The sequence below is a fragment of the Sporosarcina siberiensis genome (assembly GCF_042681925.1).
Taxonomy (GTDB): domain Bacteria; phylum Bacillota; class Bacilli; order Bacillales_A; family Planococcaceae; genus Sporosarcina; species Sporosarcina siberiensis.
Genome location: NZ_JBHUGI010000034.1, coordinates 95227 through 117549, shown reverse-complemented (window position 1 = coordinate 117549; position 22323 = coordinate 95227). Strand labels below are relative to the sequence as shown.

19 protein-coding genes and 1 pseudogene are annotated in these 22323 nt (G+C 35.3%); 18 read left to right on the top strand and 2 right to left on the bottom strand.

The genetic code is table 11. The annotated features are described in order from the left end of the window. Nucleotides 1–667: 667 nt before the first annotated feature. Nucleotides 668–1498, bottom strand: coding sequence for an SGNH/GDSL hydrolase family protein (locus ACFSFY_RS14605; protein WP_381539269.1), 831 nt, complete (start codon nt 1496–1498; stop codon nt 668–670). Between the two features lie 156 nt (nt 1499–1654). Here ACFSFY_RS14605 and ACFSFY_RS14600 point away from each other — a divergent pair, with 156 nt between their 5' ends. From ACFSFY_RS14600 to ACFSFY_RS14515, 18 genes and pseudogenes are all read left to right on the top strand, one after another. Continuing rightward, nucleotides 1655–2383: a YveK family protein gene (locus tag ACFSFY_RS14600; RefSeq protein ID WP_381539267.1), complete on the top strand. Its 729-nt coding sequence runs from the start codon at nt 1655–1657 to the stop codon at nt 2381–2383. After that, nucleotides 2380–3087, top strand: coding sequence for a CpsD/CapB family tyrosine-protein kinase (locus ACFSFY_RS14595; RefSeq protein WP_381539266.1), 708 nt, complete (start codon nt 2380–2382; stop codon nt 3085–3087). The genes ACFSFY_RS14600 and ACFSFY_RS14595 overlap by 4 nt, the downstream gene beginning before the upstream one ends. A gap of 63 nt (nt 3088–3150) precedes the next feature. Beyond that, complete coding sequence (locus tag ACFSFY_RS14590; RefSeq protein ID WP_381539265.1) at nt 3151–3918, top strand: tyrosine-protein phosphatase; 768 nt, start codon at nt 3151–3153, stop codon at nt 3916–3918. Nucleotides 3919–4017: 99 nt separating this feature from the next. After that, nucleotides 4018–5844, top strand: coding sequence for a polysaccharide biosynthesis protein (locus ACFSFY_RS14585; protein WP_381539263.1), 1827 nt, complete (start codon nt 4018–4020; stop codon nt 5842–5844). 38 nt (nt 5845–5882) lie between these two features. Next, a pseudogene (locus tag ACFSFY_RS14580) lies at nt 5883–6440 on the top strand (glucose-6-phosphate isomerase); the annotation flags it as partial. A gap of 144 nt (nt 6441–6584) precedes the next feature. Beyond that, nucleotides 6585–7898 (top strand): oligosaccharide flippase family protein, encoded by a 1314-nt coding sequence (locus tag ACFSFY_RS14575; RefSeq protein ID WP_381539261.1) that lies wholly within the window; start codon nt 6585–6587, stop codon nt 7896–7898. Between the two features lie 169 nt (nt 7899–8067). Then, nucleotides 8068–9291: an O-antigen ligase family protein gene (locus ACFSFY_RS14570; protein WP_381539259.1), complete on the top strand. Its 1224-nt coding sequence runs from the start codon at nt 8068–8070 to the stop codon at nt 9289–9291. 66 nt (nt 9292–9357) lie between these two features. Then, nucleotides 9358–10257, top strand: a complete 900-nt coding sequence (locus ACFSFY_RS14565) for a glycosyltransferase family 2 protein (RefSeq protein WP_381539257.1) — start codon at nt 9358–9360, stop codon at nt 10255–10257. Between the two features lie 58 nt (nt 10258–10315). Beyond that, the gene (locus tag ACFSFY_RS14560) at nt 10316–11410 is read left to right on the top strand and encodes a glycosyltransferase (protein WP_381539255.1); all 1095 of its coding nucleotides are present in this window, start codon (nt 10316–10318) and stop codon (nt 11408–11410) included. Nucleotides 11411–11446: 36 nt separating this feature from the next. Next, on the top strand, nt 11447–12457 hold the full coding sequence (locus ACFSFY_RS14555; RefSeq protein ID WP_381539253.1) for an NAD-dependent epimerase: 1011 nt from the start codon (nt 11447–11449) through the stop codon (nt 12455–12457). A gap of 12 nt (nt 12458–12469) precedes the next feature. Next, nucleotides 12470–13753 (top strand): nucleotide sugar dehydrogenase, encoded by a 1284-nt coding sequence (locus ACFSFY_RS14550; protein ID WP_381539252.1) that lies wholly within the window; start codon nt 12470–12472, stop codon nt 13751–13753. Nucleotides 13754–13755: 2 nt separating this feature from the next. Then, nucleotides 13756–14916, top strand: a complete 1161-nt coding sequence (locus ACFSFY_RS14545; RefSeq protein ID WP_381539250.1) for a glycosyltransferase family 4 protein — start codon at nt 13756–13758, stop codon at nt 14914–14916. A gap of 389 nt (nt 14917–15305) precedes the next feature. After that, nucleotides 15306–16382, top strand: coding sequence for a hypothetical protein (locus ACFSFY_RS14540; RefSeq protein ID WP_381539248.1), 1077 nt, complete (start codon nt 15306–15308; stop codon nt 16380–16382). A 4-nt stretch (nt 16383–16386) separates the two neighbouring features. Next, the gene (locus tag ACFSFY_RS14535) at nt 16387–17415 is read left to right on the top strand and encodes a GNAT family N-acetyltransferase (protein WP_381539247.1); all 1029 of its coding nucleotides are present in this window, start codon (nt 16387–16389) and stop codon (nt 17413–17415) included. A gap of 4 nt (nt 17416–17419) precedes the next feature. Then, nucleotides 17420–18025 (top strand): sugar transferase, encoded by a 606-nt coding sequence (locus tag ACFSFY_RS14530; RefSeq protein ID WP_381539245.1) that lies wholly within the window; start codon nt 17420–17422, stop codon nt 18023–18025. 14 nt (nt 18026–18039) lie between these two features. Further along, complete coding sequence (locus tag ACFSFY_RS14525) at nt 18040–18600, top strand: GNAT family N-acetyltransferase (protein ID WP_381539243.1); 561 nt, start codon at nt 18040–18042, stop codon at nt 18598–18600. Between the two features lie 77 nt (nt 18601–18677). Continuing rightward, a complete protein-coding gene (locus ACFSFY_RS14520; RefSeq protein ID WP_381539241.1) occupies nt 18678–19520 on the top strand; it encodes a 3-hydroxyacyl-CoA dehydrogenase family protein in 843 nt (280 codons plus the stop codon). Nucleotides 19521–19569: 49 nt separating this feature from the next. Then, nucleotides 19570–20709: a DegT/DnrJ/EryC1/StrS family aminotransferase gene (locus tag ACFSFY_RS14515; protein ID WP_381539239.1), complete on the top strand. Its 1140-nt coding sequence runs from the start codon at nt 19570–19572 to the stop codon at nt 20707–20709. Between the two features lie 46 nt (nt 20710–20755). Here the strand turns inward: ACFSFY_RS14515 and ACFSFY_RS14510 are convergent. After that, nucleotides 20756–21867 (bottom strand): IS3 family transposase gene (locus ACFSFY_RS14510; protein ID WP_381539238.1). Its coding sequence is split into 2 segments (ribosomal slippage): nt 20756–21615 and nt 21615–21867, totalling 1113 coding nucleotides; the frame shifts between segments, so codons are not numbered across the junction. Nucleotides 21868–22323: the final 456 nt, after the last annotated feature.

Genomic DNA, 22323 nt, shown 5'->3' with positions numbered 1-22323 from the left:
AGGCGGACGCGTTCGGGAGGGCGGGCGGTGGACCAACCCGTTCGCTTCGCTGCCGTTGGTTGTTTCACCTGTCCTCGGGAAGAATTGAAATTCATTCTTCCTCAATCCTCCCCGAGTCGCCGCCTTGCACTCCAAGCAACTAAGAATGCAATTGAAAATCAGTTGAAACACCGCATGTTTAAGAGTAAGTAAGTAAGTAAGTAAGTAAGTAAGTAAGTAAGTAAGTAAGTAAGTAAGTAAGTAAGTAAGTAAGTAAGTAAGTAAGTAAGTAAGTAAGTAAGTAAGTAAAGTAATAGGTAAGATTGTTCAGGAGGACTGGGTTCCATCTATATACTCTTTAAAAGTCCCTTCATTTTTTAGTTTTCCTTAAGAGTGATGTTTGGAGCTGAAACACCAAATTAGGTTTTACCGCTATTAGAAAGTTTCAAGTGAAATCCCTACGGGATTCTGGCTTAGTACACTTTTATTATACAGTGAACCCCACTGGTCTTTTGCTCCAGTCAAGCCGAACTTTTCTACATTCTAGCTGATTGAAGTGCAGACCGCCGACTCCAGCGGGATGAAGCTCGACGCCCGGCCCTAAGAAGAATGGTTTATATTCTTCGCTAGTGGAACGCGTCCGGTCGGAACGGAAATCAGCGGTTAGCAGGAATCCTGATTTTAATTCCTATTCCGCAATAAAATACCCAATAAGCGCATTCGCCCACAACTCAGCACCATCGCTATTCGGCATACTATTTTCACCCAATAATAAAGGCAAATCCGCTGAATCTTTAGCTGGCCAATCCAGCCAGTGGTTAATATAAGGAATGCCCTGTGCTCCTGCGAAGGTATTTAGTGCTCGCACTTGAGTTTCATAATACTGCATTTTATAAATCGGATTCGGCGGTTGCAAGATGAGAACCGAATCTTCCACAAACCCACTCAATTGACCCCGAACTGTTTTAATATGGGCATGCTCTTTTTCAATGATCACTTTACCGTTATTCCGTAATGTGAAAGGCTCCATCAGAACAACATCATAATCTCCATCTAACGTAATTCTCTCTTCTTCAATTTCCTTCATGAACTCGCTGGACGTTCCGTCGAATGAAATTTTATGAAAGGTTATGAATTCTGCGTAAGTCTCCCCAAGAGCTACTTGCAGACGTTCTGCGTATCCCGAATCACCATAGTCCATCGATGTGGACCCAATCATAAGAAAATCTACCTTCTCACTAGAATCCAACCGTTTCTGGAAGAGAGCACGAACCGATTCATCTTGATTAGCAGTAAGCTTTTGTAAACGAACCGAATCCATCGGTTCAACAGCAGCTTCCTCCTCTTCAACAGTCTCCTTTTGTTCAACCTCGGTAACCGGTGCGGCAGACACGACTGTTTGGGTAGGACGCTCCCTTTGAAATGAAGAAAGCTTATCCTTCCACTGCGAATACCCCCCTACTAATAAAAGAATACAACCAATTAGTACTATGTATGCAAATAAAACCTTTTTAGTCATAGGAAACCCCTTTCAAAAAGTAATCTAGTTGAATATTACTGTGTTCTCTTAATTATGGCACAAATTCATTCACTTGCATATGTCGAAACAAGAAGGAATATGGTACACTGGAAATCATATACATAACGTACATTGGCAAAGGAGCACGAATACATAATGGAAGAAACAATTAGTTTACAAGATTTGTTCAAAACACTTCGAAAGAGGCTGTTGCTGATTGCAATCATTACGGTTATAGCAGTCACAGTGAGTGGGGTTGTTAGTTTCTTAGTACTCACACCAATCTATCAATCATCCACACAAATTCTTGTCAACCAAACGAAATCAGAATCACCTTCTTTTAACTCACAAGATATTCAGACAAACTTACAACTGATTAATACATACAACGGAATTATTAAAAGCCCTGCCATTCTATCCATTGTGATAGAGGATCTCGATTTAGATATAACGCACACACAACTTCACAATAAAGTTACAGTGAGCAGCGTGCAAAACTCACAAATCATAACGGTCGCCGTACAAGATCCGAATCCGTACAAAGCGGTCGATATTGCGAACGCCATTGCATCTGTCTTCCAAAAAGAAATCGTTACGTTAATGAACGTCGATAACGTCAATATTCTTGCAAAAGCAGAAATTCCTGAAAACCCTTCACCGATAAAACCAGATCCGAAGTTGAATATGGCCATTGCTGCCGTTATCGGCCTCATGCTCGGAGTAGGTCTCGCATTCTTGCTGGAATACTTAGATACAACGATGAAAACAGAACAAGACATCGAAGAACTCCTTGGAATTCCAATCCTTGGTCACGTCAGTCCGATTTCGGATAAAGACCTGAAAGATTCTAAACTCGAAATTACTAATCGAAGGAGGAGAGCATGATGAAAAGGAGTAATAAAAAAAGCATTCAAACGATTGCACGTAAACTCATCACAGACGTAAACCCGAAATCGGTCGTCTCTGAGCAATTTCGTACAGTTCGAACGAACATCAATTTTTCAATGCCGGACGCTGAAATCCAAACGATTCTTTTCACATCTTCTTCACCTGGAGATGGGAAATCGACGGTCGCAGCAAACACAGCAGTCGTTTTCGCACAAGAAGGGAAGAAAGTTCTTCTCATCGACGCAGATATGCGAAAACCAACCGTTCACTATACATTCCACCTTACAAACACGATTGGTCTGTCGAACGTATTGGTACGTCAAACAACATTAGAGGAAACAATCCACCACAGCAGCATCGATAATCTCGATATACTCACATGTGGGCCGATTCCACCAAATCCTTCGGAACTTCTAAGTTCTAAGTCAATGGACAGCGTTATTGAAGAAGTAAAAGAGATATACGACCTCATTATTTTTGACGCACCGCCAGTTCTTTCGGTAACGGATGCTCAAATACTGTCCAATAAATGCGAAGGTACAATTCTAGTCATCAGCGCGAATAAAACTGAAAAAGAGAGCATTTTGAAGGCGAAAGAAGCACTGGTCGCCTCACAGGCAATCATACTAGGTGCCGTGTTGAACAACTTTGTTCTAGACAAAGATCATTACTACTATCAATACTATGGTACTGCTGAGTGAGAGGGCTGAAATGCCCAATCACTCTTTTGTTATTTAAAAATGAATCGTTAGCGAGGAACTCACATGTTAGATATGCACTCACACATCCTTCCAAATGTAGACGATGGACCAAAGTCGATTGAAGAGTCGATAGAACTCATTCGACAAGCTGTGAACGAAGGAATTACAGATATAATCGCAACCCCACACGCGTTCAGCCCGCAGTATGATGTACCAAAAGCCGATGTACTCAAACAACTGGCCATCTTACAAAAAGAAGTAACGAAACTAGAATTGCCGATCCAACTTTACGCAGGACAGGAAATTCGTATTCAAGAGTACGTAAGCAAAAAGTTGAAATACGAAGAAGTGCTTACACTTGCCGATTCCAAATACGTTTTGCTCGAACTGCCATCATCGAATGTTCCGGCCTATACGGTCCAAGTCATTCAAGAAATTCTCAGTTTGAAAAAAATACCGATCATTGCACATCCTGAACGAAACCGTGGCATCGCCGATAAACCAAGCAGGCTGACACGTCTCGTCCAACACGGGGCACTTGCACAAGTAACGGCGGGAAGCCTATCCGGGCATTTCGGTAAAGGTGTTCAGCGACTGGCGCTTAAATTAGTAGAAGCCAATCTCGTCCATACATACGGCTCTGACGTACACAATGCAAAAACACGTCCTTTTCACTTTGAAAAAGGGTTACGTTTTTTAGAAAAACGAAAACTGCACGACACTGTCGATATACTACTGGAAAACAATGCACGAATTGTGTCGAACGAAGATTTCATACTTCTTGAACCGGGGAATGTGGAAGACAGAAAGTGGTGGCAAACGTACGAGTAGAATGCTACTATTGTAGTAGGATTATAAATATTTATAGGTATATTACTCTAAGTGATAAATATGTAATTCAACATGTAATTTCGGGAGTAGAGAGACTTTATGACTATTAAAAGACGAATGACAATGTTGTTTTTTGTCGATTCAATCATCGTGTTGTTTTCCATTTACGTCGGATATTTTATATTGCATCCGGTTATTAACGTATTTGCGAACACAACACTTTTGATAAGCGCGGCAATCATTCAAATAGCACATCATATTTTTGCTTGGCATTTCGGGTTGTATCGTAAAGCGTGGTCGTATGCGTCCATAGGAGAGCTGAAATCGATCTTCCAAGCTGTCACACTGACGATTTTTGTCGTAGCTTGCGTGCAATACATCATCAACCAAGACGTTTACGTTCGTGCACTATTCCTTACATGGATGCTTCATATTTTACTAATTGGTGGATCGAGACTTTCTTGGCGCTTGATGCGTCATTCGTTAATGAACCGGAACGGTGGGGTACTTACTCGGACAATGATTGTTGGAGCTGGACAAGCCGGTTGTATGGTGGCACGTCAACTGCAAAACAATCCCGAGTCGGGCATGACGCCCATTCTATTCGTAGACGACGATCCGAAGAAAAGCGGACTCGAAATATTCGGGCTAAAAGTATTTGGTGGAACAACGGAAATCGCTGAAATCGTTCAAGACAACAAAATCGAAAAAATCATCATTGCAATTCCATCTTTGGAGCGACAACAAATGTCTCTTTTAATGAAGGAATGTCTTGAAACAGGAGTTAAAACACAAACGATTCCACGCATCGAAGACTTAATGACTGGAAAAGTTTCCGTCAGTGATATGAAAAACGTTGAAATCGAAGACTTACTAGGCCGTGACGAAGTCGAACTGGATCTAGATGCCATATCCGAAAAACTGACGAATCGAACTATCTTAGTAACAGGTGCGGGTGGTTCCATTGGTTCTGAAATATGCAGGCAAGTCAGTCGATTTATGCCCGGACGTATTATCCTTGTAGGGCATGGTGAAAACTCAATCTATCATATAGACGGAGAGCTTCGAAAAAAGGCGTCGAACTTAACAGAAATCATTCCAATTATTGCAGACGTACAAGACCGTTCGCGTATTTTTGACATTGTGAATGAATACAAACCGGACGTCATCTATCACGCAGCGGCACATAAACATGTTCCTTTAATGGAAGCAAACCCAATGGAAGCTGTGAAGAATAACATCTTCGGCACGAAAAACGTCGCTGAAGCAGCGGATACATTCGGAGTCCCACACTTCGTCATGATCTCAACAGACAAAGCCGTAAACCCACCGAACGTCATGGGCGCAACAAAACGTTTTGCCGAAATGATCGTCCAAAACTTAGCGAAAGAAAGCAACACAAAATTCGCCGCAGTACGATTTGGTAACGTCTTAGGTTCAAGGGGAAGTGTTGTTCCTCTGTTTAAGAAGCAGATTGCAATGGGGGGGCCGGTTACTGTAACGGATCCTGAAATGACCCGATATTTCATGACCATACCCGAAGCTTCACGACTTGTCATTCAGGCAGGTACTTTAGCTGCGGGTGGAGAAGTGTTCGTCCTCGATATGGGCGAACCGGTGAAGATTGTCGACCTCGCGAAAAACCTCATTAAACTGTCGGGGTATAGTGAAGACGAAATTGAAATCAACTACTCAGGGATTCGCCCAGGGGAGAAGTTGTTTGAAGAGTTATTGAATGACAATGAACGACAGAGCGAGTATGTGTTCCCGAAGATTTTTGTTGGGAAGGCAGAACCGATTACGAAGACCGAGATGGAGTATGTGCTTGAGAAACTTCCGGAGATGAATGGTGAGGAAGTTAAGGATGTGCTGGTTGGGTTGGCAAATCGGAAAATCGTTCAAGTGCAGAAAGGCTTGACGGTTTGAAATGAGCACTATTAGTAGTGCATTTTAGGGGTGTAGCATTGACACATATACGTTTTGACTATTCTAAAGCCACTCCTTTTTTCGGGAGTTATAAGCTTTCATTCTTGGAGCAGACAGTGGAGTCAATCCATCATGAAATGCACAGTGAATCCAGTGCCCATAAAGACTATTTGGGATGGATAGACTTGCCAAGTACCTACAACAAAGAAGAGTTTGCTCGTATCCAGAAATATGCAGGTCAGATTAAGAAAAACAGTGAACTACTCCTCGTAATCGGAATCGGTGGATCTTACTTAGGTGCACGTGCAGCGATTGAGATGCTGAACCACAGTTTCTACAATTTGTTGTCTAATGAAAAGCGTAATTACCCTCAAATTATTTTCGTAGGTCATAATTTGAGTTCTACATATATCACACATGTCATTGAGCTTTTAAGGGATAAAGACTTCTCCATCAATGTGATTTCAAAGTCAGGTACGACAACTGAACCAGCCATTGCATTCCGTATTTTCCGGAAGCTATTGGAAGAGAAATACGGAAAAGAAGAAGCGGCAAAAAGAATTTTTGCAACAACAGATAAGGAAAAAGGTGCGATATTTGATAATAACAATTGATTATATTCGGATTTATGAATGGAAACTATGCCAATTCTTTTGCATAAATGACAAACTAAATTAGAATGTATGATCATAATTTTTCGGATTTATTAAATGAAATATTGGAGATTGAGGAAACCGTATATGTCTAGTTTTAAAAAAAATGTATTATCTGTTTACAGTGTGAATCTGGTTAATGGTTTAGTTGGAATTGCTTTTATCCCTTTGGCTTTAAAAGGGATTGGAGTGGAAGGATATGCTATTTATTCGATATTTATTATCTTGACCTCGTACATTTTTTTTGTTGAAATGGGTGTATCCAAATATTTCACTAAAAGCATTGCGCAATCCATTGGAAAAGAAAAACAAAAAAAAGAAATGCAATTGGCCGTTGGGATATATTTAAGAATCGCTGCAATTTTAATTCTTTTTACGCCTATTCTTTTATATATTGTTCCAAATTATGTGTTTCCTGTAAGTAAACAAGGAAATATAGTTGAAATAATAATTATATTATCAGTTGCTGATTATCTGTTATCTATACCAGTGGCAATACTACTAACATTTAATAAAGGTAAGGAAAACTTTATAATTATTTCGAAGTATAATTTAATTGCAGGATTATCTAGGCATTTATTTTTAATTATAGGTGTCTTAGTTTTTAAATCTGTACTTCCGATTATTTTCATCGTGCTGATTAGAAGACTATTCGACATAATATATGCGTTTAAATATCTTGATCCACTGCCAAAGGGTGCGTGGAAACCTAACTATCAAAAAGGCGAATTTAAAATTGTTATCAGCCAGTCAATTTTACTGTCAGCTGCTCAATTATCACAAGTAACAGTTTTAGCAGTAGGAACTTACTTGGTAAATAAAAACTTTACTATAACTGAAGTTGGAATTTATAAATCCTCATTTGATATGGCTGCTAAAGTATGGTTCTTATCTAATGGTCTAGGGATGGTAATATTTCCAAGATTCGCAGCGTTACTTTTAGATCGGAAAAATATTAAAGTGTTAATTCGTAAATTAATGTTATTTATACGAATTAGTTTGTTTGCATATACATTGTTTTTCGTAATTGCCGTACTTTTAGTTCCCTATATTTCAAATATCTTGTTAATTAAGGATTTATATTTATTTTACTTATTATTATATGGGGTATGTTTAAATGCACATACTAATCTAAGTTATGAATTCTTACAAGCTAGTTCAAAGTTAAAAGTAATAATATTAATTAACTTCATAATTTTACTATTAATAATAGGTAGTTTCTATTTATTAATTGATTTATACGGCATTTACTCTATTGCAATTTCGTGGGTTATTAGTCAGTTTGTATATAGCCTGATTATGGATTATTTAACTTTAATTGTTGTCGGATACAAAAACATTTTTATTACTTTGCTTTTGAATATACTTTTTTTCACACTTGTCATATTACTAATTCTGTAAGACTTTTAACTTGAATAAAAGTACTGAATATTTTTCTGGAGTAGTTTTTAAAAGATCTAATAATAATTATTTGAATGTAAAAGAACAAATTTAGGGTTTTATAAAGACCCTTATCAATCAATCAGGAAAATATTAAAGTTTTTCATGATTTTGAGAGTAGAGGTTATGGATGAGAAGATTAATGATTTCACTTTTTGTTATTTTAACGCTATCAGCCGACTTAAAAATTACTGTATATCCATACATACATTGGGTAGCTTGGTTGGTATTGATTTTACCAATAATGTTGAAGGATTTTATAGAAAAAGGATTTGTTAAGTTACCATTCTTAATCTTTTCCGTTTTAATGTTTTTTATAGGTTTTTTAATAAGTAGCTTCAATAGTTCAACTATTGAACCGTTCATTCAGTTCATTAAGTTTTCATTGGTTTTTATAACTATATATTACATAGTCTTTTACAAAACGTTGGAAATAAAAGATGTGTTTTTTATTCTTAATTTATCAGCAATTCTTAATTTCGCTCTATTAATGATTGCATACTTTAATATTTACCCTACAGCACAAATACTTACAGGGTCTGGGCGTTGGGGTACAATTTTAAATTATCCAGGATCTTTGGTCAAAATAGGCTCACTTTCATTATTTTACAACGTTTTATTAATTATATTTAATAGTAAAGACAAACCTTTATTTCGAGGAACTATGGTTCTATTAAGCATTGTAATAATAAATATGGACGGATCAAGAACGGGGTTTTTGTTAAGTCTATTATTACTCTTAGTTATTCCTATTTTCATTATAAATAAAAATCATCTTAATAATATAAAAATGTCATATACTATAGTGTTTCTTTTTATAATTTCTTTATTAATTATTATTAATAATTTGACAAACATTTTAGGTTCAAGATTAGGTGTGAGTATAATATCTTTTTGGAATGCGAATACAATAACCGAAGGCTTACAAAGTGTTGATTCATCACGTTTCATGATGATTAATTCAGCTATATCAGAGATAATAAAAAATCCTATCGTTGGAAATGGGTCGTTTTCAACGATAGGAGTGTACAGTAGTGGTTCGGAGATGGTGGTACATAATACTTATTTACAAGTATGGGGTGATTATGGTCTTTTAGGATTAACAGGGTACATGGCGATTACGTTTAGTTGGATACCTTTTTTTCCGACAATATTAAAGAATGCAAAGAAAACTACAGATTTACACTTAAAGTCTATAATCTTTAGTTCAATTTTAATGTTAATTTATTTTAATATTAATGGCTTGTTTCATCCATATAGTACAGAATTTGCAGAATGGATGACATTTATTATTCCAGCAGCAGCATATTTTAAATTTTATAGATACCCAAGTTATTTAATGAAAAGACAATAGAATCGTTTTTTTGTAAAATTCAATATAGTCTTTTGATAAATGGAAAAATGCTAAGGAGGTTTGAAAATGGAAACACCATTAAGTGTTATCATAACCACTTATAATAGAAAGACATTATTAAAAAGATGTTTAGATTCGGTAAAAAATCAAAAATACTCCAACTACCAAATAATAGTAGTTGATGATCATTCAGAACCTAGTTATGAAAATGAGATTATTTCAGAGTACCCCGATATAAAATATATAGTTCAGGAAGAAAATGGCGGACCCGGCATTGCACGGAATACTGGGATACTAATTGCAGATAATAATTATGTTATTCTTATGGATGATGACGATGTTTTTAAGGAAGAAGCTTTTACAAAAATAAATAGTTTTATCCAAACATCATTCGACAATTCCTTTCCAGTATTTAACTTTCTAATTTCAAATGCTAGAGTGGAAAAAATATGTGACTATCACATCTATTCTTTTAAGGAGTTAATAGAAGGTAAACTTCAGGGCGATCTTCTTCATGTAATTAATAAAAAATCTTTTCTTGAGGTAAATGATTATAAATTTCCAAACTATAAAATCGGAGCAGAATCTTTATTGTGGTATAAAATAGCCTTGGATTATGGTTTACCAGTAGTTAATGAAGTGCTGGTAAATTTAGGTGAAGACGCTAAGGACAGACTAACTAATATAGACAGACAAGTAAATTCATCATTGGAGTTCGCTTCATTCCAATTAAGTATTATTAAAAACTATCAAAGTCATTTATTAACTTCCGGAAATAAAAATTTTTTAATAAAAAAATATCAAGGTGCAATAATGTATTTATTGTTATCAGGACAAAAGCTAAAGGCTATTTATTATTGGATAAAACTATTTAAATATACTTACAAACATATTTTGTTGTTATTTTTATTTATTCTCCCCAAAAAGTCCATTATTCAATTACTGAAAATATATCGCAAAGTTTAATTGAATAGTTGTAAATTGTAGAAGAGACAAAGAATTGAAATAGGTGGTTGATTGCAAAATGAAAGTATTATTATTAATAAATAGTTTGCAAATAGGTGGAGCTGAAAAACATGTTGTTACGACTGCAAATAATTTAGTGAACAATAATATAGAAGTTTATGTTTGTTCCGTTTCTAATAAAATTGCGCAAAGAAATAAATTAGATGAAAGAGTAACTTTTTATTCATTAGGAGAAGATGAAAACTTATCTTTGAAAAAGGTTTGGCGCCTTGGAAGTTATTTGAAAAAGAATAAAATAGATATAGTACATTCTCATTTGTTTTTGAGTGACATATATAATTTTTTAAGTTCATTTACTCATTATAAAAAAATTAAAAGAATTTCTACGGAACATAGCACTTCAAGTAGAAGGAAAAAGTATAAATCTTTCGGGTTTATTCAAAGGTTAATCTATAGAAGGTTTGAAACAATTATTGCAATATCAAATGCTGTTAAAATACATGTTTTGAAATGGACAGGTGTTAGTCATAGAAAGTTAGTAACTATTCATAATGGTACAGAAATAGACATAAAACCTCAAAAGGAAATTATAGAAAAATATAGTCAGTTAACTTTTCGGAAAGTTAGAATAGGAACATTGGCAAGATTAGAGCATAGAAAAGATTTGCGAACTTCATTAAGATCTATAAGATATTTAGTCTATAAATTAGGATACACTGATTTTCACTATACAATATATGGAGATGGGCCACAACGCAATATGTTGGAGTCATACGCAAATGAATTAGAAATAAATGATTTTGTTGATTTTCCTGGTTTCCAATCGGATATTAATGAAGTAATTGATGATATCGATATCCATATACTTCCGTCAATAGAAGAGGGTTTTGGTATTTCCATTATTGAAACAATGGCGCGTGGAATTCCCAATGTTGGAACAGTTACTGGGGGGATACCAGAGATTATTTCTGATAGTATTAACGGTTATCTATTTAATTGTGGAGACTATAAAGAACTTTCAAATAAACTACTGACTTTAATGAAAGAAAAAGAAAAAATTCTTGAATTTGGTATTGTAGCAAGTGAGCAAGTAAGAAAAAAGTATACTTCTACAAATGCAGCGTTAGAATTAATTGAGATTTATAAATCGTAGGATTGTAGTATTAATAAAAGAAAAGAGGGATTCGTAGTGAGAGTAATTATTACAGGTGCTGCTGGATTTATTGGGTCTAATTTATCGAGAAAACTATTGAAATTAAATCACATAGTAATAGGAATCGATAATTTAAACGATTATTATGAGGTTTCTTTAAAAGTAAACCGTATAAAAGAAATTAAAGATGAAAACTTTAGTTTACATAAAATTGATTTGGAAAATAAAGAAGTCATGAATAAGATTTTTGAAATTGAAAAACCAGACATTGTTATTAACTTGGCTGCACAAGCCGGAGTTCGTTATAGCCTTGAAAATCCTCATGCATATATTGATTCCAACATTGTTGGTTTTATGAATGTTCTTGAAGCATGCCGGCACAATAATGTTGAACAGTTAATTTATGCATCATCTAGTTCTGTTTATGGAGCAAATACTTCCCTACCATTTTCTACAAGTGATAACATAGATCATCCTTTAAGCTTATATGCTGCTACAAAGAAAGCCAATGAGTTAATGGCGCATACATATAGCAGCCTATACAACATTCCTACGACTGGTCTTCGTTTCTTCACTGTATATGGTCCATGGGGGCGTCCAGATATGGCTTTGTTTAAATTTACGAAGAATATTATTGAGGGCAAGCCAATCGATGTGTATAACAATGGGGATATGATGCGTGACTTTACGTATGTTGATGATATTGTTGAGGCAATTAGTCGACTAGTTGAGAGGAAGGCAAATCCAAATCCCGAATGGTCTGGTAAGAACCCCGATCCTAGTTCAAGCTATGCCCCTTACAAAGTTTATAATATCGGAAATAATAATCCGGTGAATCTGATGGATTTTATTGAGGCAATTGAAGAAAAGGTTGGTAAGAAGGCAATTAAGAACTTTATGCCACTTCAAGCTGGAGATGTTCCAGCCACGTATGCAGACGTTGAAGATCTTTATCGCGACATAGATTTTCGACCTGAAACTTCCATTAAAGATGGCGTTGGGAAATTTGTAGAATGGTATTTGGATTATTACCAAATTAAGTTGTGAGGAGATTTTTGAATGAGTGAGCGTAAAATAGCAGTTGTCGGTTTGGGGTATGTCGGCCTTCCTGTTGCGGTTGCATTTGGTAAAAAGCATCCCGTAATTGGATTTGATATTAATACAAATCGTATTGAAACATTGCTAAATGGTATTGATTATACAAATGAAGTTGAGCTTGAGGATTTAAAAATAACGGAGATCCACTATACTGCTGATAGTAAGGAATTGGAACAGGCCGATTTTATTATCGTATCTGTCCCGACACCTATTAATGCACATAACCAACCGGATTTGACACCCTTGTTGAAAGCTTCGGAGACAGTTGGAAGTGCTTTACAAAAAGGTGCGATTGTTGTTTACGAATCAACGGTTTACCCAGGGGTTACGGAAGATGAATGTATTCCTGTTTTGGAAAAACATTCAGGTTTAAAAGCCGGCATTGACTTCTTTGTTGGCTATTCACCTGAACGTATTAACCCGGGTGATAAAGAACGAACATTTACGAAAATAATGAAAGTTGTTTCTGGACAAACGGACGAGGTTTTGGAGATTATTGCTGAAGTATATAGCAGTGTTGTGGAAGCAGGGGTATACAAGGCAAGTTCTATTCGGGTTGCTGAAGCTGCAAAAGTGATTGAAAATACACAACGTGATGTGAACATTGCACTTATGAACGAGTTGGCAATGATTTTCAATAAGCTAGACATTGATACTTCTGAAGTACTAAAGGCTGCGGGAACGAAATGGAACTTCTTGAACTTCTCGCCGGGACTTGTAGGAGGCCATTGTATTGGTGTTGATCCTTACTATTTGACACATAAAGCACAATCCGTCGGACATAACCCAGAAATGATTTTAGCGGGCCGTCGTATGAATGATAGCATTGGACAATATGTTGCCACCGCGTTAGTTAAAAAGCTGATTAAGTCGAATATGCCTGTGCAGGGCGCAAAGGTAACTGTCCTAGGCTTAACTTTCAAAGAAAATGTTCCAGATATTCGAAACTCAAAAGTGATTGACGTTATTAGAGAATTACAGGAATACGGTATTGATATTCAAGTGACAGATGCCCATGCAGATTCAGCTGAAGCTGTTCGGGAATACGGGGTTTCATTAATTCCGAATGAAGAACTATTACCTGCTGATGCAGTTATTTTAGCCGTATCGCATAGAGAGTATTTAGAAGAAGGCTGGTCACAGTTTGATCGGTTATTGAAACAGGGCAAAGGGATTGTTGTGGATATTAAGAGTGTATTGGATAAAGAGAGCAAGCCGGAAAATATTGATCTGTGGAGATTATAAAATTGACTAAAAAGAAAATATTACAGGTTTGTGCGATAGATGGAAGTGTTGAGGCCCTTTTAAAGCCATTAATTTTGAAATCAATGAAGGATGGGTATGAAGTTCATAATGCTTGTACGGATACTGGAAGGTTCACTGAATTGAAAGCACAAGGTTTAACGATGATTGACGTATCGATAGATCGACAAATTCATCCCCTTAAGAATTTAAAGTCCATATGGAAATTATATAAGCTGATGAGAAAAGAGAAATATGATATTGTACATGTACACACGCCAATTGCGGCACTATTAGGAAGAGTAGCGGCTAAACTTGCTGGAGTTAAACATATTGTATATACTGCTCACGGATTTTACTTTCATGATGAAATGTCCAAGAAGCAATATAATATATTCTTTAATATAGAGAAGTACGCTGCAAGATGGATGACAGATTGGTTGTTGCTACAAAGTAAAGAAGACTATGAGCTTTCGTTAGTCCATAACTTTAAACCTGAAAAACACACAATCCATTTGAGTAATGGTGTGGATATATGGAACAACTTTCACAAAAATCAAATTACTAATGAAGAAATAGAAAACTTTCGAACTGAAAGTAATTTGAATGATAATGACTTTATTTTCTCTTTCGTTGGAAGACTTGTGAAAGAAAAAGGGGTTTTCGAATTGGTCGAGGCCTTTAAGTCTTTATCAACGACCTTTCCACAGGCAAAGCTTGTCTTGATAGGTGGACTGTTAGAAAGTGAGAGAGATCATGGAAGTTATCAAAAACTGATGGATGATCTAAATCACTCTAACATTCGTTACCTTGGCTTTCGCAAAGATATACCGGTAATTATGAAAGCGTCTGATGTGTTCGTCCTACCATCCTATAGAGAGGGTTTACCTCGGTCGATTATTGAAGCCATGGCGATGGAGAAACCGATTATTGCAACAAATATTCGAGGTTGTCGAGAAGAAGTATTCCCTGGAGAAAATGGGTTTTTGGTTGAAAGAGAAAATACAAAAGAGCTAGAAAAAGCTATGATTTCTATTTTGAAAAATCCAGAGCTCGTTGCTGAGTATGGAAATAGAAGTCGAGAAATTGTTGAGGAATTGTTTGATGAGGAGAAGGTTTTGAAAAAGCAGATTGATTTGTTTGCTAAACTAGTTAAAAAAACTTAATTTACAAACTTAATCTATTACTAAATTAGATTATATTTAATCAGACTCGCCATAGTATTTAAAAAGCACACTGGGAAGCATTCAATGGTAGAAATAATAGTGGAATTGTAAAAAAGCTTTAGAAATGCAGGCATTGCTCAGAAAATAGTGATTGATATAAATACAAGTTTAGTTACGTTAATTATTTAATCTTTAATCTTTAGTCTCTGGTAGAAAGGTATTGTTTATGTATCTGAAATTGGACTCTCCTGTATTATTATATGTCCATAGACTAACCTGAAGTAGATTTATATTTAAGGATTTAAGCTGAGTTTGATGACAGAAAAGCGTTCAGGGATTAAGCGGTGGGCTCAGTATAATTAGATTCACTTAGGATAGGAGTGGTGAGTATGGAGATAGGTAGCGAATTTCATATAAGCACCCTAGATACTTTGAAAACACGTTCTTCCATATTAAATAATTCGGACCTTCTACTGAATTTTGGTAGGACTGCTATAAAGTTACTTGTTAAAAGTCTTCAAGATAATAATGGATTAAAAGGAATTCTACTACCAAATTATCTTTGTGAAAGTATAATACAACCAATAAACGCTATTAACTTACCATATCAATTTTATGAAATAGACAAAAACTTTAGTGTCGTTATAGAAAGTCTACAAGAAAAGATTAAACCTGATTGGGCAGTTTTCCACTTGGATTATTTCAATATAGATAAAAATCATGAACTATTATTTTATTTAAAAAGTATCAGATCTACTAATATTATTATCGAAGATATCACACATAGTCTTTTTGATCGAAAAGAACCAATTGGACATTTTCAAATTGCGAGTCTAAGAAAATGGTTGGGAATACCAAGTGGTGCATTAATTCGGACAAATGGTAATACTAATATGGGGAAAGTTACTTTACTATTGAACTGCAAGATAAATACTCGTGTAGTGGAAAAGAGATTTTATGCTGCAAATCTAAAAAAGAACTACCTAGAAATGGAAGAACTGAGAGGTGCAAAGTCTGAATTTCTTGATTTATTCTCAGAAGCAGAAGTTATGCTGGACGAAAGCAACATTGAAGTACAGAATATTGATAGTATATCAAAACAAATAATAAATAATTTCGATTTTAAATCTATGATTGAAATCCGTAGAATGAATTATCAGACCTTGTATGAAGGACTAAGTGTAATTCCAGAAATCGAACTTTTAAATGGGTATCCTAATGAAATGAAAGTTCCTTTAGGATTTCCGATAAAAGTGAAAAATCGTAATGAATTAAAGTCTGTCTTAATTGATGCAGAGATTTATCCACCCGTTCATTGGCCATTACCAAAAGATTTATTACTAATTCAAACTAAAGCAAATATGCATATATCGGAAAACATTTTAACATTACCATGTGATCAACGTTATTCTGATATTGATATGATGCGTATGATTAACGTAATAAAAAAACACTATTGTAGGTGAAGGAATGTTAGAAGTTATAAATTCGGAAAATCACTTCCGATGGAACACAATTGTAGATGACTTTGAAAATAGGGATATTTATTTTTCCCATGAATATTTTACTAGTTCCATGTTATTAGATAAAGGAGAACCACTACTTTTTTTTTATGAAGATGAAAATGGTAAGGTTGCCTATCCAGTGATTTTAAGAAAGATAGATAATAAATTAGGTGAACAATTATATGATATTACAACACCATATGGCTACGGTGGACCTCTTGTAGAGGCCGTTTCTACAGAAATTGATTTAATATTGAAATTCAGAAAGTTTATAAGTCAATACTGTATTGACAATAATATTGTTTCTGAATTTATTAGGTTTCACCCTATGCTTGGAAATCAAAAGGATTTGGAAAACAGCTTAAATATTTTATATAATCGGGATACGATTGAAATTAAGTTGCAACAGGGTACGGAACTATTAAATGAAATGCCTGGAAAGACTCGAAATATGATTAGAAAAGCATATAAGAATGGTGTAGAAGTAAAGAAATTAGATAAACAAAAATACATGAAGGAATTTTTGTCTATCTATTATTCCACGATGAATCGTAATGATGCTACAGAATACTATTACTTTAATGAAACTTATTTTAAAGAAACTTTTCGACTTTTAGATTCAAATATACATATGTTTGGTGCATTTTGTGAAGATAAAATGATTGCTACTAGTTTAATTTTCACTTATGAAGATTTTATGCATTATCACTTATCGGGTGCATTAAGAGAGCATTTGTCCCTTGGTGCCAATAACCTTCTTTTGTTTGAAATTGCGGAATGGGGAAGGAAACAAGGAATAAAGTCTTTCCATTTAGGCGGAGGTTATTCAGACAGTGAAGATAATCTCTTTAAATTCAAAAAGTCATTTTCAAAATCTGATCCATTAAACTTTTATATTGGAAAAAAAGTTCATAATCTGAATTTATATGAAAAGCTAGTTAAAGAAAATAGAATTACAGAAGACAATGGGTATTTTCCGTTGTATAGGAGTTAGATAGATGCGATTAATACTTAAACGACTATTTGATCTGTTACTCTCATTATTACTTATTGTACTGTTATCGCCACTACTACTTATAATCGGGGCTTTAATAAAGGTAACTTCAAGTGGCCCAATGCTATTTAAACAGGAAAGAGTCGGCAGGCATGAAAAAGTATTTAAAATTTATAAATTTCGAAGTATGATTCAAAATGCAGATAAACTTGGTGCTGGATATTATATGGATGGCAAGAATGATCCCAGGATTACAAGAGTAGGGAACTTTTTAAGGAAGACAAGCCTAGATGAACTTCCAGAAGTTTTTAATGTCCTAAAAGGTGAGATGAGTTTTGTTGGACCAAGGCCAACATTAAAATATCAAGTAGATAAATATAGCGACTTTCAAAAACGAAGACTGGAGTATCCGCCAGGTATTACTGGATGGGCTCAGATTAATGGCAGAAATGAAATTCCATGGAGTAAGAGAATTGAATTAGATGTCTGGTATATCGATAACTATACATTATGGTTAGATATTAAAATATTAATTTTAACATTACCATCTGTAGTATTTTCAAAAGGCATTTCACATGAACAATCAGAAAAAGATGTTGATGATTTATAAAGGGAGGAATTAGTATGAATATACATGGTAAAAAAGTTGTTTTAAGAGCATTAGAACCTGGTGATATGGAAGCTTTAAGGAGTTATCATAACGATCCTGAAATAGGTAACTTGGTTGGGGGATGGTCCTTTCCAATTTCGTCACAAGAACAAATGAAATGGTACGATCGAACTGTTTCTGATACTAATAACCATAGATTTGCCATTGAAACAAAAGAGGATGGGTTTATAGGTATTTCCACACTAACTAATATAGATTTAAAAAACAGGTCTGCACATCATGGAATTATTATTGGTAAAAGAGACTTAAGAGGATATGGTTATGGTAGAGATACTGTGATGACTACTATGAAATTTGCTTTTGAAGAGCTTCAATTGAATCGACTTGACGGTGATATTGTAGAACATAATATACCTTCGTTAAAATTGTATACAGAAAAATGTGGATGGGTTGAAGAAGGTAGAGTAAGACAACACATTTATAGGAATAATCGATATTATGATCGAATTATTGTTGGGATTTTGAAAGATGAATATGAAGAAGTTTGTAAACAAAATAACTATTGGAATTCTTAAAGCAAAGCGTATTTTGAATTAGAAGATAAAGTTGCTAGCTTTTATTAAAGTGTGGAAATCAAAAAGGCGGTTTTTTCATGAAGTCGATAGCAATTATTGGTGCGGGCCAAATGGGATCTGGAATATCACAATATTTGGCAATGAATAACATGAAGGTAACTTTAATTGATTATAAAGATAGTAATATTAATAAGGCTATGGCTTCAATCGAAAGCGGTTTAAATAAATTGTTATTAAAAGAAAAGATTACTAAAGAAAAACTTTTACAAGTTCAAAACAATATTCACTATGCAACTACATTGGATTATTGTAGCGAAATGGAATTAGTAATCGAGGCAATTCCAGAAGATATTGACAAAAAAGAGCAACTTATAGTCACCTTAAGTGGAATCATGAATGATAATGCAATTCTAGCAACAAATACTTCATCCTACTCTATTACAAAATTAGGTACCTTATATAAAAATCCATCTAAAGTAATTGGATTGCATTTTTTTAATCCTGCTGTTCTTATGCCACTAATAGAAGTAATCCGTGGATTGGAAACCTCGAGCGAAACTGTGGATAAGGTTTCAACATTTATCAATAGTATTAGTAAGGAAGCCGTTTTTGTTCAAGATCAATCTGGATTTGTTGTGAATCGGATTCTTATACCTATGATAAACGAGGCTGTTTTTGTTTTACAAGAAGGTATTGCTACTGCAGAAGAAATTGATAAAGCAATGAAACTGGGTTCAAACCAGCCAATGGGTCCATTAGAATTGGCTGATTTTATTGGATTAGATACATGTTTATCAATTATGAAAACCCTTCAGACTGATTTTGGTGATGATAAATATCGACCAGCTCCCTTATTACAAAAATATGTTCACGCAAATAGATTAGGCCGAAAAACTAAAAAAGGTTTTTATACATATTAACCATGATTTAATAGATATTTGGTGATTATTTAATAAAGGAGATATCTGAATGACTAAACGAATCTTATTATCCTCTCCTCACATGAGTGGAAACGAACAAAAATACATAAATGAAGCATTTGAAACGAACTGGATTGCGCCTCTTGGTTCAAACGTAGATGGATTTGAGAAAGAAATATCAGCGTATGCGGGAGTAGAAGATTCCGCGGTATTATCTTCTGGGACAGCTGCTATCCATTTGGCTCTTGAATTAGTAGGTATCGGTCAAGGGGATACCGTTTTTTGTTCAAGTTTGACGTTTGTTGCCAGTGCGAATCCAATCCTGTATTTGAAGGCTGAACCTGTGTTTATCGATTCTGAAGTAGAAACATGGAATATGTCGCCGGATGCATTGGCAACCGCTATGGCAGATGCACAGGCAGCCGGAAAGCTTCCTAAAGCAGTAATCGTTGTGAACTTGTATGGGCAGAGTGCGAAAATGGACGAGTTGTTGGAGATTTGTAACTTGTATGATGTTCCTATGATTGAGGATGCTGCGGAATCGCTTGGTTCGTCTTATAAAGGCAAAAAAAGTGGAACGTTTGGCAAGTTTGGCATCTATTCATTCAACGGAAACAAAATCATTACGACTTCTGGCGGGGGAATGCTTGTGTCTGATGATATCGAAGCGTTGACGCAAGCTCGATTTTTAGCGACGCAAGCTCGTGATCAAGCGAAACACTATCAACATAGTGTAATTGGCTATAACTACCGCATGAGTAATATCCTTGCTGGTGTGGGACGTGCACAGCTTGAAGTGTTGGATGAACGGGTACAAGCAAGACGCGATGTGTTTGACAGATACGCGCAGGCGTTGGGTGAGATTGAAGGCATTCATTTTATGCCGGAGCTTGAAGGGACCTATTCGAATCGTTGGCTGACAGCGATGACGTTGGATCCAGAAATGATTAAAATAACTCCTTATGAATTGATGGATGTGCTAGATGCTGAGAATATCGAAGCACGCCCTGTTTGGAAACCGCTCCATTTGCAGCCGTTGTTTGAAGGGTGTAAGTTTTATCCGCATGCAGAAGATGATGTTGTGAGTGTGCGATTGTTTGAGACGGGAATCTGTTTACCGTCAGGATCGAATATGACGGTGGAGGAGCAAGAGAAAGTTATTGATGTAATCAAAGAGGCACTGTTATAAACATCTATTAATAGTATTGGATAGTCAACACTAAACTGAACAAAGTTTATAAGGTTCCTAATCTGTATTCCAATGGACTTAAATATCCAAGCGTGCCGTGAATCCGAATCTTATTGTACCAATTTACGTAATCATTTAGTTCAAGCTCAAGCTGGTTAAGGCTCATAAAGTGCGCTTGCTTCGTGAATTCTGTCTTGACGATATTGAACATTGACTCAGCTACTGCATTATCATATGGGCAACCTTTCATGCTCAATGATCTTTGAATTCCGAAAGTCTTTAACGCTTCGTCAATGAGATTGTTTTTAAACTCGCTGCCTCGGTCGGTGTGAAACATCTGAATCGAATTAAGGTCACGATTAACGCTTGATAAAGCCTTGTAAACTAGTTCAGCAGTCTTACTTGGCCCAGCGCTATGACCGATAATCTCACGATTATAAAGGTCGACAAATAAGCAAACGTAGTTCCATTTCCCGCTCACGCGAACGTATGTCAGGTCACTAACGACAACGGCCAATTCTTCTTGACCATTGAACTGTCGGGCAAGTTCATTTTTCACAGGATCTTCATTCACTTGGGACTTGAATGGTTTGTATTGGGCTACTGTATAGTTTGAAACAAGTCCTTGTTCCTGCATGATTCGTCCAATACGTCGTCTAGAAACACACAGATTAATCTTTGCAAGTTCTTTCTTGATTTTTCGTGTTCCATAGTTGTTTCTACTCTCTTTAAATACTTTCTTGACGGCTTTAACAAGCTCTTTTTCTCCTTGCTTTTTAACAGGTTCATAGTAAAAGGTGCCTCTAGAAATGTTAAGGACTTCGCACATTGCTGATACCGAGTATTTGTGAGCATTGTTACGGATCACATCTACTTTCGTCCCATGATCAGCGCGGCTTGCTTTAAAATATCATTTTCCATAAGTAAACGTTGGTTTTCTTTACGTAGTTTGATTAGCTCGGCTTCTTCAAGCGTTCGGTTGTCCTTTTCTTTGAACGAACCAGATGTTTGATTTTGTTTAACCCATTTGTCAAAAGCAGATGCAGTTAAATCATATTCACGGATTATGTCTGCCCTGGGTTTTCCGTTTTCATAAAGTCTTACTAATTGGCTTTTGAATTCTGGCGTAAATGTTCTTCGTGTTCTTTTTGGGGTCATCGTAGATTCTCCTTGTTTGTCTGGTTGTATTCTACTAGACCTTAATTTTATTGTCTAACTAAGTGTAGCCTATCCAAACAGTTTTTATCAAAAGGTACATATATGATATCATTGATGACCTAAGACGTGGATTGCTGAAAAGAAATTTTATTTATTTCATTTGTTTTTTTATTAAATCATTATAACTTCTGTTTATTTATGATTTTTTAAAATTTCGTATTATGAAATCAATCCTTATAATAGAAAGGTGTGTAGTAGCGGTATGAGAGATAAGTCAATTATCCAATCAGTTTTGAAAGTCGCTGATGTATTAAATGTTTTTACCAAAAAAGAGCCTATTTTGACGTTACATCAAATACATAAATTTTAGGTACCTGTGCCTAAAACTATTCTGACTATACACTACAATTACATACTTATTCGGTATATGGTGAAAAACATCTTTATTTTGTATGT